Source organism: Mycolicibacterium sp. XJ1819 (genome assembly GCF_053483675.1).
The window spans coordinates 39,648-51,641 of sequence record NZ_JBEFST010000030.1; the positions used below are offsets into that span (position 1 = coordinate 39,648).

Annotated in this window: 13 protein-coding genes and 1 riboswitch; of the genes, 7 read left to right on the top strand and 6 right to left on the bottom strand. The window is 68.2% G+C overall.

What is annotated here, in order from left to right:
- Position 1 precedes the first annotated feature (1 nt).
- The 4 genes from ABQE89_RS25285 to ABQE89_RS25300 all read left to right on the top strand — a co-directional run bounded on the left by ABQE89_RS25285 (position 2) and on the right by ABQE89_RS25300 (position 4,251).
- Positions 2-511, top strand: coding sequence for an Lrp/AsnC family transcriptional regulator (locus tag ABQE89_RS25285; RefSeq protein WP_448421829.1), 510 nt, complete (start codon positions 2-4; stop codon positions 509-511).
- Positions 508-1,869: an aspartate aminotransferase family protein gene (locus ABQE89_RS25290; RefSeq protein WP_448421831.1), complete on the top strand. Its 1,362-nt coding sequence runs from the start codon at positions 508-510 to the stop codon at positions 1,867-1,869. Before ABQE89_RS25285 ends, ABQE89_RS25290 begins: the two co-directional genes overlap by 4 nt.
- A gap of 80 nt (positions 1,870-1,949) precedes the next feature.
- Positions 1,950-2,951: an SMP-30/gluconolactonase/LRE family protein gene (locus tag ABQE89_RS25295; RefSeq protein WP_448421833.1), complete on the top strand. Its 1,002-nt coding sequence runs from the start codon at positions 1,950-1,952 to the stop codon at positions 2,949-2,951.
- 82 nt (positions 2,952-3,033) lie between these two features.
- Positions 3,034-4,251: a D-alanyl-D-alanine carboxypeptidase family protein gene (locus ABQE89_RS25300; protein ID WP_448421835.1), complete on the top strand. Its 1,218-nt coding sequence runs from the start codon at positions 3,034-3,036 to the stop codon at positions 4,249-4,251.
- Here ABQE89_RS25300 and ABQE89_RS25305 read toward each other — a convergent pair.
- Positions 4,229-5,173: an NAD(P)H-dependent flavin oxidoreductase gene (locus ABQE89_RS25305; protein WP_448421855.1), complete on the bottom strand. Its 945-nt coding sequence runs from the start codon at positions 5,171-5,173 to the stop codon at positions 4,229-4,231. The two genes, ABQE89_RS25300 and ABQE89_RS25305, sit on opposite strands and share 23 nt — an antisense overlap.
- Before the next feature lie 60 nt (positions 5,174-5,233).
- Positions 5,234-5,297: riboswitch (guanidine-III (ykkC-III) riboswitch) on the top strand.
- Between the two features lie 11 nt (positions 5,298-5,308).
- Between ABQE89_RS25305 and ABQE89_RS25310 the strand changes: the two genes are divergently transcribed.
- A complete protein-coding gene (locus ABQE89_RS25310) occupies positions 5,309-5,623 on the top strand; it encodes a DMT family transporter (RefSeq protein WP_448421837.1) in 315 nt (104 codons plus the stop codon).
- Here the strand turns inward: ABQE89_RS25310 and ABQE89_RS25315 are convergent.
- On the bottom strand, positions 5,616-6,026 hold the full coding sequence (locus ABQE89_RS25315) for a hypothetical protein (protein WP_448421839.1): 411 nt from the start codon (positions 6,024-6,026) through the stop codon (positions 5,616-5,618). The genes ABQE89_RS25310 and ABQE89_RS25315 overlap by 8 nt on opposite strands.
- 92 nt (positions 6,027-6,118) lie before the next feature.
- Here ABQE89_RS25315 and ABQE89_RS25320 point away from each other — a divergent pair, with 92 nt between their 5' ends.
- Positions 6,119-6,808 carry a helix-turn-helix transcriptional regulator gene (locus ABQE89_RS25320; RefSeq protein WP_448421841.1) on the top strand — a complete coding sequence of 230 codons (690 nt, stop codon included), beginning with the start codon at positions 6,119-6,121 and terminating at the stop codon, positions 6,806-6,808.
- Here the strand turns inward: ABQE89_RS25320 and yhjD are convergent.
- From yhjD to ABQE89_RS25340, 4 genes are read right to left on the bottom strand one after another with little or no spacing between them, the layout of a single operon-like run.
- Positions 6,805-7,854 (bottom strand): inner membrane protein YhjD, encoded by a 1,050-nt coding sequence (yhjD, locus tag ABQE89_RS25325; RefSeq protein WP_448421843.1) that lies wholly within the window; start codon positions 7,852-7,854, stop codon positions 6,805-6,807. The two genes, ABQE89_RS25320 and yhjD, sit on opposite strands and share 4 nt — an antisense overlap.
- 18 nt (positions 7,855-7,872) lie before the next feature.
- Positions 7,873-8,901: a tryptophan--tRNA ligase gene (gene trpS, locus ABQE89_RS25330; protein ID WP_448421845.1), complete on the bottom strand. Its 1,029-nt coding sequence runs from the start codon at positions 8,899-8,901 to the stop codon at positions 7,873-7,875.
- 22 nt (positions 8,902-8,923) lie between these two features.
- Positions 8,924-10,255 (bottom strand): NAD(P)/FAD-dependent oxidoreductase, encoded by a 1,332-nt coding sequence (locus ABQE89_RS25335; RefSeq protein WP_448421847.1) that lies wholly within the window; start codon positions 10,253-10,255, stop codon positions 8,924-8,926.
- Between the two features lie 28 nt (positions 10,256-10,283).
- Positions 10,284-11,093: an exodeoxyribonuclease III gene (locus ABQE89_RS25340; RefSeq protein ID WP_448421849.1), complete on the bottom strand. Its 810-nt coding sequence runs from the start codon at positions 11,091-11,093 to the stop codon at positions 10,284-10,286.
- A gap of 62 nt (positions 11,094-11,155) precedes the next feature.
- Here ABQE89_RS25340 and ABQE89_RS25345 point away from each other — a divergent pair.
- On the top strand, positions 11,156-11,994 hold an 839-nt coding region (locus ABQE89_RS25345; protein WP_448421851.1), incomplete at its 3' end, for an epoxide hydrolase EphH.

Sequence of the window (11,994 nt, forward strand, 5' to 3'; positions counted from 1 at the left end):
CATGGCGAACCCGAACGTCGGGCCCGTTTCCTTCCGCGTCAACCAGTCCAGGCCAGGCGCGGCGTTTCCGCTTGACGACTTGTCGAAGCAGATCATCGAGAAGTTGCAGCAGGACGGTCGACGCTCCTATGCCGGCATCGGCAAGGCCGTCGGCTTGTCGGAGGCCGCGGTGCGCCAACGCGTGCAGCGCATGGTCGATGCCGGCGTGATGCAGATCGTCGCGGTCACCGACCCGATGCAACTGGGCTTCGCCCGCCAGGCGATGATCGGGATTCGTTGCACCGGCGACACCACCCGGGTGGCCGAGAAGTTGGCCGCCATCGAGGCCGTCGACTACGTGGTGCTGACCGCGGGTTCCTTCGACGTCATCGTGGAGGTCGTCTGCGAGGACGACGACGACCTGCTGGATCTGCTCAACACCCAGATCCGCTCGCTGCCGGGAGTCACCTCCACCGAGACACTCGTATATCTGAAACTTGTCAAGCAGCAATATAATTGGGGCACCCGATGACGACAACCGACCTCGGCGCGATCGCCAACCGCCACCTGTGGGGGCACTTCGCCCGCCACGGCGAGGGCATCACTCCGCCGATCATCACCCGCGGCGACGGCGTGATGATCTGGGACGACAAGGGCAAGAGCTACATCGACGGGCTGTCGGGCCTGTTCGTCGTGCAGGTGGGCCACGGCCGCAGCGAACTCGCCGAGGCCGCCGCCAAACAGGCCGAGACACTGGCGTTCTTTCCGCTGTGGTCCTACGCCACCCCGACTGCGATCGAATTGTCCGAGCGCGTCGCCGGCTATGCGCCGGGCGACCTGAACCGGGTGTTCTTCACCACCGGCGGCGGCGAGGCCGTCGAGTCGGCGTGGAAGCTGGCCAAGAACTATTTCAAGCTGATCGGTAAACCCGGTAAGCACAAGGTGGTTTCGCGCGCGATCGCCTACCACGGCACCACCCAGGGCGCGCTGGCGATCACCGGCCTTCCGGTGTTCAAGGCGCCGTTCGAACCGATCACCCCCGGCGGCTTCCGAGTCCCCAACACCAACTTCTATCGCGCTCCCGAGCAGTACGAGCACGACGCCAAGGCGTTCGGTCAGTACTGTGCGGACCGCATCGCCGAGGCCATCGAATTCGAGGGGCCGGACACCGTCGCTGCGGTGTTCCTCGAACCGGTGCAGAACGCCGGCGGTTGCTTCCCGCCACCGCCGGGCTACTTCGAGCGGGTCCGCGAGATCTGCGACACCTACGACGTGCTGCTGGTGTCCGACGAGGTGATCTGCGCCTACGGTCGCATCGGGTCGATGTTCGCCTGCGACAACTTCGGCTATGTACCCGACATCATCACCTGCGCAAAGGGTTTGACATCGGGCTACTCGCCGATCGGCGCGATGATCGCCTCTGACCGGCTGTTCGAACCGTTCAACGACGGCAAGACCACGTTCGCCCACGGATATACGTTCGGCGGGCATCCGGTGTCCTCCGCGGTAGCGCTGGCCAACCTCGACATCTTCGAGCGCGAGGGGATCAACGATCACGTCAAGCAAAGCGCTCCGAGCTTTCGCGCCACCCTCGAGCAGTTGTACGAGTTGCCGATCGTCGGCGACATCCGGGGCGAGGGCTACTTCTACGGCATCGAGTTGGTCAAGGACAAGTCCACCAAGGAGACCTTCGATGATGAAGAATCCGAACGCCTATTACGCGGGTACTTAACCCCGGCCTTGTTCGAGGCGGGCCTGTACTGCCGCGCCGACGACCGCGGCGACCCGGTGGTGCAGTTGGCGCCGCCGCTGATCTGCGGCCAGAAGGAATTCGACGCGATCTACGAGATTCTGCACGGGGTGCTGAGCGAAGCCAGTCGACGACTTTGACCGTTCGCGAATTTGCATCGGCGCAGCGGAAGTTCGAGTAACCGCCTGCCGGAATGCAGTTTCGCGACAAGACTGGCGGGATGCCCGAGGATCGGCGCAAGCCGCCCATCGACCCCGTGCGGTGGTACGCCCCGCCCGTCGACCCCCTGCCGACCCTGCCACCGGCCCAGCTGCACCTGGTCCCGGTGCCGGGCCACGCGCCCGAGGACGTGGTGGTCGACGCCGAAGGCCACATCTGGACCGGCGTCGATGATGGCCGGATCCTGCGCATCTCCCCCGAACAGCACGTCACGGTGGTGGGCGACACCGGCGGGCGCCCGCTGGGGCTGGCTTTCGCGCGCGACGGGCGGCTGCTGATTAGCGACAGTCCACGCGGCCTGCTGGCGATGGACACCCGCACCGGAACATTCGAGGTGTTGGTCGACGAGGTCGACGACCGCAAGCTGCGGTTTTGTTCCAATGTCACCGAATTGCCGGATGGCACAATCTATTTCACCGAATCCACCAGTGCGTTCACGTATACCCATTACCTGGGGGCCATCTTGGAGGCCCGTGCGCGGGGCAGCCTGTTCCGTCGCGACCCCGACGGCACGGTGCTGACCGCGGCGGCGGGTCTGCACTTCGCCAACGGCGTCACACCCACCGCGGACGGATCGGCGCTGGTGTTCGCCGAGACCCAAGGCCGCCGGCTGTCGAAGTACTGGCTGACCGGTCCGGAGGCGGGTTCGGTGACACCGCTGGCGGTCAACCTGCCCGGCATGCCCGACAATCTGTCGACCGGTGCGGACGGTCGGATCTGGTGCGCGATGGTCACACCGGCCAATCCGGTGGCTGATCGGCTCGCCAAGGGTTCGCCGCTGGTGCGCAAGTTGGTGTGGCGACTGCCCGAGCGCCTTCAGCCCAAGCCCGTCTCGGTGGTGTGGGCCGTCGCGTTCGACCCCGACACCGGTGACGTGGTGGCCGGACTGCACACCGAGCATCCGTCGTTCGGCATGGTCACCGGCTTGGTGGAGGCTTCAGGGCGGTTGTGGCTGGGCGGTATCGGCGCCTCCGCGCTGGCCTGGACACCGTTGCCGACCTGAAGTCACGTTTGCAACATCATTCACACCAGTAACAGCGCGCCTCCTCGGCATCGGCCTCAGAAGCGCCTAATCTTCGCTCACGATGGCGACCCCACGGATCTGGACGCGCGCAGTTTCCCTTGCCGCGACACTCGTCGTGCTCGCGGTGCCCGCTGTCGCGGGGGCCACCCCGGACGCGGCGCCCGCGAACACCTGCCCGTACCGGGAGGCGACCCCACCTGCGGTCGATGCCTCCGAGGTGCCCAAACCCGGCGACGCTCCCCCGGCCCCGCTGCCCGTGCCCGCCACGCCCATGGGCGGTGAGGCGCTCGGCGGCTGCGGAATCATCGCCGCCCCCGGCACACCCCCGCTGCCCGACGACGTCTCCGCGGAGGCATGGCTGGTCGCCGACCTGGACACCGGCGACGTCATCGCCGCCAGGGATCCGCACGGACGGCACCGCCCGGCCAGCATCATCAAGGTCCTGACCGCGATGCAGGCCATCAAGGAACTGCCGATTCACAAGGTGGTGGCCGGCACGGCCGAGGACGCCGCGCAGGAGGGCACCAAGGTCGGCGTCGGCGAGAACGGCTGGTATTCGATCCGCGACCTGTTGCACGGGCTGATGATGTACTCCGGCAACGACGCCGCGCACGCGCTGGCCATGCAGCTCGGCGGCATGGACGCCACCCTGGACAAGCTCAACGACCTCGCCAGGAAGCTGGGCGCTCACGACACCCGGGTGGCGACGCCGTCCGGCCTGGACGGCCCCGGCATGAGCACGTCGGCCTACGACATCGGGCTGTTCTACCGATATGCCTGGCGCAACCCGATTTTCGCCGATATCGTGGCGACCCGCTCGTTCGACTTCCCGGGCCGCGGTGATGTCGGCTATCCGATCGAGAACGACAACAAGCTGCTGGCCAACTACCCCGGCGCACTCGGCGGTAAGACCGGCTACACCGACGACGCGGGCCAGACGTTCGTGGGCGCCGCCGAACGCGACGGGCGCCGGTTGGTGGCCGTACTGCTGCGCGGGACACGTCAGCCGATCGCGCCGTGGGAGCAGGCGGCGCACCTGCTGGACTACGGTTTCGCGACGGCGCCGGGCACCAAGGTCGGCACGCTCATCGAACCCGACCCCACACTGCTCGGCGAGAAGCCGGACTCCGCGGCCGACGCCGCGACCGTCAACGCCGCACCGGTGCTGGCCGACGTCGACGCCATGCCCGTGCGGGTCGGCGTCGCGATCATCGGCTCGCTGGTCGTGTTCGCCCTGATCATGGGCGCACGCTCGCTCAACCGAAGGCCCCAGTACTAGCCCGGCCCCAACGCCGCAGCAGTCGGTCGGCGCCCGTGCACAGCCGCTCGATCACCTCGGCGGCGGGCGTCGACTCGCGCACCAAGCCCACGCCCTGTCCGGCGTTGACTGGCGCCACCCGGTAGTCCTCGTCGGCGACCGCGGCGGCCAGTTCGGCGCGTGCAGCCGAGTCGACACGGTCCTGTCCGGCTTCGAAGCGGTCGACGAATTCGTTGCGCAGTACGCGTTCGGGAATCGTTGCGGGCCAGGGATAGTCCTGCGCGACGTCGAACACTCGGGTCACCGTCGTCGCCTCTCCCCGCGCGGCCAACAGCACGTCGCGCGCCGCGGGGGAGGTCGCCGCTTCCGTGCACGCGGTGAACACGGTGCCCAGCCATGCGCCGGAGGCCCCGGCCGCCAGCACCGCGGCCAACGCGCGGGGCGAGGTGATGCCGCCCGCGGCCAGCACCGGCACCTGCACGGCGTCGAGCACCTCCGCAAGCAGCGGCAACGTGCCCATCCGTGCTTCCCCGTGCCCGCCGCCTTCGGCGCCGCGGGCCACCACCACGTCCACTCCGGCATCGGCAGCGCGCCGCGCCGCGTCCACGTCGGCCACCTGGGCGGCCACCGGCACATCGTGCTCGTGGGCTCGACGCACCCATGCCCAGTCGGTGCCGAAGCTGACCGCCAGCAGCGCCGGTTGCGCGGCGAGGGCCACGTCGAGTAGTTCGGGTTCGCGCTCCGTGACCCAGTGCACGAGACCGATGCCGAGGTTCTGCGAGACTCCCGACGCCGCACCGAGTTCGGAGGTCAACTGTTCGGCCGTCGCCGAACTGCCCATCCCGATCATCCCGAGCCCACCCGCACGGGACACCGCGGCCGCCAGCGCACCGCCTGCCGCACCGCCCATGGGGGCGTTGACGATCGGCACTTCCAGGCCCATCCGCGCAGACCATGACGTTGACAGTGGCACGATTGGCGACGTTACCGCTTTGATAGCGTGGCGGCGTCACCAGCTGACACCGGACGAGGGGCGCCGTACCCGGCCAGCGACAAGACGGCGTTTCGGAGGTGTGCTGTGGCGTGGATCATCCTCATCGTTTCCGCTGTGTTCGAGGCCGTATGGGCCGTCGCGCTGAGCAAGTCCGACGGCTTCACCCGACCCGTACCGGTCGCCGTTTTCTTTGCGGCAGCGGTGATCTCGATGGGTGGCCTGGGTTTGGCGTTACGTCAGCTACCGGTCGGCACCGGCTACGCCGTATGGGTGGGCATCGGTGCCGCGCTCACCGTCGCCTACTCGCTGGCGACCGGCCAGGAGCCGGTCACCGCGCTCAAGTTGGCGTTGCTCTTGGGCATCGTCGGTTGTGTCGTGGGCCTGCAGTTGGTCAGCTGACGCGCCGCTGTCCGTCGGCCAGTCGTCCCAGTGCGAGCGCCCCGACGAGCAATCCGAAGTCGCGCAGTGCGACATCGTAGAAGCCCGGGAAGGTCAGCAGGTTGACGATGATGCCCGCCAACCACAGCGCGACGACGTAGGCGCCGATCCGGGGCGCGACGGCGACCAGGATGCCCGCCAGAATCTCGATCACGCCGACGATCTGCATCGTCGTCGACGCACCGAACGGCGAGAGGCCGTCGATCCACGGGGCCAGATACGTCGGCCAATCGACCATCAGGTTGGTGAACTTGTCGAGCCCGAACAGGATGGGCGCCGCGGTGAACGCCACGCGAAGCAGAAGAAAGGCCTGGTAGACAGGGTCCTTGAGGTGAGGGTTCGCGGACCGGGTGGTGGTGGCCATGACTAGCTCCAATCTCTAACGGATAGTACTGTCTACGTTAGATCGCCTGACACTCTAACGTCAATGGTTTTGTCTTTTAGAAAGGAGTTGCGGTGGCCTTCGACGACCGGGACGCCTCCGGCATCGGTTCGCTCGCCGACCCGTTGCGCCGCCGCCTCTACCACTTCGTGTGCACGCAACCCGATGCGGTGAGCCGCGACCAGGCCGCCGAGGCCCTGCAGATCCCGGTCCACCAGGCGAAGTTCCACCTCGACAGGCTCGAGGCCGAGGGCCTGCTCGACACGGATTACGCGCGACTTCACGGGCGCAGCGGCCCCGGCGCGGGCCGCCCCTCGAAGGTGTACCGCCGGGCCGCCCGCGACATCGCGGTGTCGCTGCCCGACCGCGAATACCAACTCGCCGGGCGCATGATGGCCGACGCCATCGCCGCCTCCGCGCAGGCCGGCACGCCGGTGATCGACGAGCTCCAACGGATCGCCCACGAGCAGGGCCGGCGCTGGGTCGACACCGCCGACCCGCCGGTGGACACCGCCGCCGCGCTGGACATCGCGGTCGAGACGCTGGCCGGCCACGGATACGAACCGCGCCGCGAGCCCACCCGCGTGGTGATGGTGAACTGCCCGTTCCATCAACTGGCGCAGGCGCAGACCCAGCTGGTGTGCACGATGAATCACGCGCTGGTCGCCGGCGTCACCGAAGCGCTGGGTCCGCACGCGCCGACACCGAGCCTCGAACCCGATCCCGACCGCTGCTGTGTGGTGCTACGACCGCGGCCGGACTAACCCTTGCGTAGCCGCGAAAGTCCCAGCACCCCAACGGCACCCATGACGAACGCGGCCACGGTCGCACCCGCGCCCATGCCCTGGCGGGCCGGCGCTCGCGGGACGATGACCACCGGCGCGGGCGGATCGACCGGGGCCGCCTCGAGATTCTCCTTCGACGTGGCCGCCCACGCCGTGGCGAACAGGATCAGCCGCGAGGTGATGTAGGCGAACACCATCAGGCCCAGCACCGGACCGAACGTCGCGCCGGCCGGCCCGGTGACCACCGATTTCAGGTACACCGACCCCAACAGCTTGAAGATCTCGAAGGCCACCGCGGCCAGCGCACCGGCCCTCATCGCGCTGCGGAAGCTGACCGACTCCCGCGGCAGACGGGCGATCACCCAGGTGAACAGCAGCCAGGACACGAGCAGCGACACCACCAGCGACGTCGCCCGCAGCAGCAGGGGTACCCCCGGAACATCCTCCAGACCAGTCCATTCCAATATCCGGCGCAGAATTCCCGAACTGCCGATCGCGGTGAGCGCGACGGTGACGGCGATCGCGAGGAACAACCCGACGATCGCAGTCAGGTCCGAGATCTTGGTGCGGATGAACCCGGGGCGGTCGCGGCGCAGCAAGCCCCACATCTGGCTCAGTGCCTCGCGCAGGTTCGCCATCCAGCCCAGCCCGGCCCACGCCGCGGTGGCCAACCCGATCACGCCCACCGAGGTGCGCGAGTCGATCGCGGAGCTCATCAGATCGATCAACTGATCTCCGAGATCACCCGACACCGTCGCCTTGATGCGGTCGGTCACCTCCGCCAACAATTCGGGCTGGTTGGCCAGCACGAACCCGGCCGCGGCGAAACCCAGCATCAGCAGCGGAAACAGCGCGAACACCGTGAAGTAGGTGACCCCGGCCGCGTAGAAGTCGCCCTTGCTCTCCTGGTAGCGCTGCTGGGCCCGCATCACGTGGTCGAACCAGCCGTAGCGGCTGCGGAACCGGTCCACCAACCCGGGCTTGGCCGACTGCCCGGTCTGCTCCGGCGCGCCCGCTGGTGTCATCCCCGGCCTCCGAACTTCTCAGGTGGATTGCGGCAGGAACCCTAGCCGGTCGTATACCCGCCGCAACGTCGTCGCAGACACCTCACGGGCGCGTTGTGCGCCGGCGGTCAGCACCGACTCCAACTCGGCGGGGTCGGCGAGCAGTTCGTCGACGCGGGCCTTGATCGGCGTGACGAATTCCACCACCGCGTCGGCGGTGTCGGCCTTCAGGTCGCCGTAGCCGCGGCCCGCGTAGGTCTCGACGAGCTTGTCGATGTCGGTGTCGGTGACTGCCGCCTGGATGGTCAGCAGGTTCGAGACGCCCGGCTTGGCCTGCGGGTCATAGCGCACCTCACGTTCACTGTCGGTGACCGCCGACCGGATCTTCTTCGCGGTCACCTTGGGGTCGTCGAGCAGACTGATCAGCCCGGCCTCGGTGCCCGCCGACTTGCTCATCTTGGCGGTCGGATCCTGCAGATCGTAGATCTTGGCGGTCGCCTTGGGGATCATCGGTTCCGGCACCACGAGGGTCTCGGGGAACCGGGAGTTGAACCGCCCCGCGACGTCGCGGGCCAACTCCAGGTGCTGACGCTGGTCCTCGCCGACGGGCACCAGATCGGTGTCGTAGAGCAACACGTCGGCGGCCATCAGCACCGGATAGGTGAACAACCCGACCGTCGTGGCGTCGCTGCCGTGCCGCTGCGACTTGTCCTTGAACTGGGTCATCCGCGACGCCTGCCCGAACCCGGTGAAACAGCCCAGCACCCAAGCGAGTTCGGTGTGCGCGGGGACATGGCTCTGCACGAACACCGTGCACCGCGCGGGGTCGATGCCGAACGCCAGGTACTGGGCGGCGGTGACCAGTGTGCGCCGCCGCAACTGCTCGGGGTCCTGGGGAAGCGTGATCGCGTGCAGGTCGACGACACAGAAATACGCGTCGAACTCGTCCTGCAGGCCGACCCACTGGCTGATCGCCCCCAGCGCGTTGCCCAGATGCAGGGAGTCAGAGGTGGGTTGGACGCCGGAGAACACCACGGACCGGCGCGCACGGTCGACAGAGCTGCTCATGATGAGCCAATCTTGTCACGCCTCACCCGATGCTTTTCGGGCTGCTCTGCTCCTGGGCCTGCTCCAGGGCCCGGCGGGCGAACACCCACCGCTCGGTGATCGTCATCTGCCCGCGGCCGCGGCCCATGAAGGTGATGAACCAGCTGATGACGGCGAACAGCCTGTTGCGGCTGCCGACCAGGTAGTACAGGTGCAGGGCCAGCCACGCCAGCCAGGCCAGGAACCCGCCGAACTCGAGCTTGCCGATCTGACATACCGCGCTGAACCGCGACACCGTCGCCATGCTGCCTTTGTCGAAGTACTTGAACGGTTTTCGCTGCGCGGGATCGCCGCCCTTGAGCTCGCGCTTGATCTGCTTGGTCGCATAGACGGCGCCCTGGATCGCACCCTGCGCCATACCGGGCACGCCGGGAACGCTCATCAGGTCACCGACGACGAACACGTTCGGGTGGCCCTTGACCGTCAGGTCGTGCTCGACGATCACCCGGCCGGCCCGGTCGCACTCGGTGCCGTCGGACTGCTCGGCGAGTTGTCGGCCCAACGGACTGGCCTGCACTCCTGCCGACCACACCTTGCAGGCGCACTCGATGCGTTCGGAGGCCCCGTCCTTTCTCTTGATGGTCAGACCCTGATAGTCGACGTCGGTGACCATCGTGTCGAGCAGCACCTCCACGCCCATCTTCTCGAGCCGGCGCTGGGCCTTGCCGCCCAGCTTGGGCCCCATCGGCGGCAGCACCGCGGGCGCGCCCTCGACGAGGATCACCCGCGCGTCGCCGGGGTGGATGTTGCGGAACGCATCGGCCAGAGTGCGCTGCGCGAGTTCGGCGATCTGGCCGACCACCTCCACCCCCGTCGGCCCGCCGCCGACCACTACGAACGTCAACCGGCGCCGTCGCTCGTCGGCCGACGTCGTCACCTCGGCGGCCTCGAACGCGCCGAGGATGCGGCCGCGCAACTCCAGCGCGTCATCGACGGTCTTCATGCCCGGCGCGAAGGCCTCGAAGTGGTCGTTGCCGAAGTAGGACTGCTGCGCGCCCGCGGCGACGATCAAGCTGTCGAACCCGGTGACGCGCTCCCAGTCCAGCAGCCTGGAGGTGACGGTCTTGTTGGCCAGGTCGATGGCCACCACCTCACCGAGCAGCACCTTGGCGTTCTTCTGTTTGCGCAGGATGATGCGGGTGGCGGGGGCGATCTCGCCGACCGAGAGGATGCCGGTCGCCACCTGGTAGAGCAGCGGTTGGAACAGGTGGTGGGTGGTCTTGGCGATGAGCGTGACGTCGACATCGGCGCGTTTGAGGTGTTTGGCGGCGAACAACCCGCCGAAGCCCGACCCGATGATCACGACACGATGCATGGCCGTGCTCCTCCCGTCGCAGAAAACCCTAGCCGTATTCGACGGTCACGGGGGCGTGGTCCGACCAGCGCAGTGCATAGGCCGCGGCCCGCTCGACCCGGGCCGACACCGCGCGGGCGGCCAGCCCGGCCGTCGCCAGCTGGTAGTCGATGCGCCAGCCCGCGTCGTTGTCGAACGCACGCCCTCGCCACGACCACCACGAATACGGCCCGACCACCCCCGGATGCAGCGCGCGCACCACGTCGACCCAGCCGGCCGCGAGAAGCTCGGTCAGCCACTGTCGTTCACCGGGCAGAAACCCGGACTTCTTCAGATTGCCCTTCCAGTTCTTGATGTCGGCCTCGGTGTGGGCGATGTTCCAGTCGCCGCTGACCACGGCGTCGCGCCCGGTCGCGCTCAGCTCGGCCATCCGGTGCGCCAACGCGGCCATGAACCGCTCCTTCTCGAGCTGCGCCGGCGTGTCGGCCTCGCCCGTCGGGACGTAGACGCTGGCCACCGTCAGCCCGGCGGTGCCGACTTTCAGGTCGACTTCCAGATAGCGGCCGTGTGCCCGGAATTCGTCGAAGTCCAGTAGCCGGACGGCCTCGACCGGGGGCCGGGACAAGATCGCGACGCCGCTGCGTCCCTTGACGTGCGGTTCGGCCGACGCCAGCTGCCAACCGTCGGCCACCGCGGGCGCCAGCGCCTTGGCCAGCTGCTCGTCGTCGGCGCGGGTCTCCTGCAGGCACACCACCTCGGCCGCAGTGTCGGCCAGCCACGGCAGCAGCCCCTGGTTGTCCGCGGACCGTTGTTTGACCGCTGCGCGCACGCCGTTGACGTTGATGGTGGAGACGATCACGGCCCCAGACCGTAGCCCACGCGCTTGCGGTACCGCCGGTATCACCTTTAGTGTCAGGCGGCATGGCTGGAACTTCGCAGCGCGCCCCGATCCACCTGGGTTCCGGCGAGCCGATGCTGCTACTGCACCCGTTCATGATGTCGCAGAACGTGTGGAAGAAGGTCGCCCCCCTGATCGCCGACACCGGCCGCTACGAGGTGCTCGCGCCCACCATGCCCGGTCACAACGGCGGGGTGAAGGGGCGGTACTTCCTCGACACGGCCGAACTGGCCGACGACATGGAGCGCCGCCTCGACGCGCTGGGCTGGGACACCGCACACATCGTCGGCAACTCGCTGGGCGGCTGGGTGGCTTTCGAACTGGAGCGCCGCGGCCGCGCCCGCACGCTGACCGGGATCGCGCCCGCGGGTGGCTGGACCCGCTTCACCCCCGCCAAATTCGAGATCGTCGGCAAGTTCCTGGCCGGCCTGCCGGTGTGGCTGTTCACCCTGGTGTTCCGCGAGCGGGTGCTGAAGCTGCCGTTCACCCGCTACCTCGCCCACTTCCCCGTCAGCGCCACCCCTGAGGTGCTGTCCGACGAGGACCTGGCCGACATCATCGACGACGTCACCCACTGCCCGGCCTACTACCAGCTGCTGGTCAAATCGCTGCTGTTGCCCGGGCTGTCCGAACTCGCCGACGCCAAAACGCCCACCCACCTGGTGATCTGCGAGAAGGACCGGGTGCTGCCGCATCCACGGTTCACCCGCCACTTCACCACGCACCTGCCGACCGACACCGAGATCACCCACCTCGAGGGGGTCGGTCACATCCCGATGTTCGAGGCGCCCGCGCGCGTCGCCGACCTGATCGTAAAGTTCGTCGACCGCTACGCCAAGCCCCCGCCGCACAGCGCGGCCCT

What these genes read in the sequence shown, in the direction of transcription:
- ABQE89_RS25335 (WP_448421847.1), bottom strand. Translation starts at nt 10,255, where the DNA reads ATGCATCGTGTCGTGATCATCGGGTCGGGCTTCGGCGGGTTGTTCGCC.
- trpS (WP_448421845.1), bottom strand. Translation starts at nt 8,901, where the DNA reads ATGAGCAGCTCTGTCGACCGTGCGCGCCGGTCCGTGGTGTTCTCCGGC.
- ABQE89_RS25295 (WP_448421833.1), top strand. Translation starts at nt 1,950, where the DNA reads ATGCCCGAGGATCGGCGCAAGCCGCCCATCGACCCCGTGCGGTGGTAC.
- ABQE89_RS25300 (WP_448421835.1), top strand. Translation starts at nt 3,034, where the DNA reads ATGGCGACCCCACGGATCTGGACGCGCGCAGTTTCCCTTGCCGCGACA.
- ABQE89_RS25315 (WP_448421839.1), bottom strand. Translation starts at nt 6,026, where the DNA reads ATGGCCACCACCACCCGGTCCGCGAACCCTCACCTCAAGGACCCTGTC.
- yhjD (WP_448421843.1), bottom strand. Translation starts at nt 7,854, where the DNA reads ATGACACCAGCGGGCGCGCCGGAGCAGACCGGGCAGTCGGCCAAGCCC.
- ABQE89_RS25290 (WP_448421831.1), top strand. Translation starts at nt 508, where the DNA reads ATGACGACAACCGACCTCGGCGCGATCGCCAACCGCCACCTGTGGGGG.
- ABQE89_RS25305 (WP_448421855.1), bottom strand. Translation starts at nt 5,173, where the DNA reads ATGGGCCTGGAAGTGCCGATCGTCAACGCCCCCATGGGCGGTGCGGCA.
- ABQE89_RS25285 (WP_448421829.1), top strand. Translation starts at nt 2, where the DNA reads ATGGCGAACCCGAACGTCGGGCCCGTTTCCTTCCGCGTCAACCAGTCC.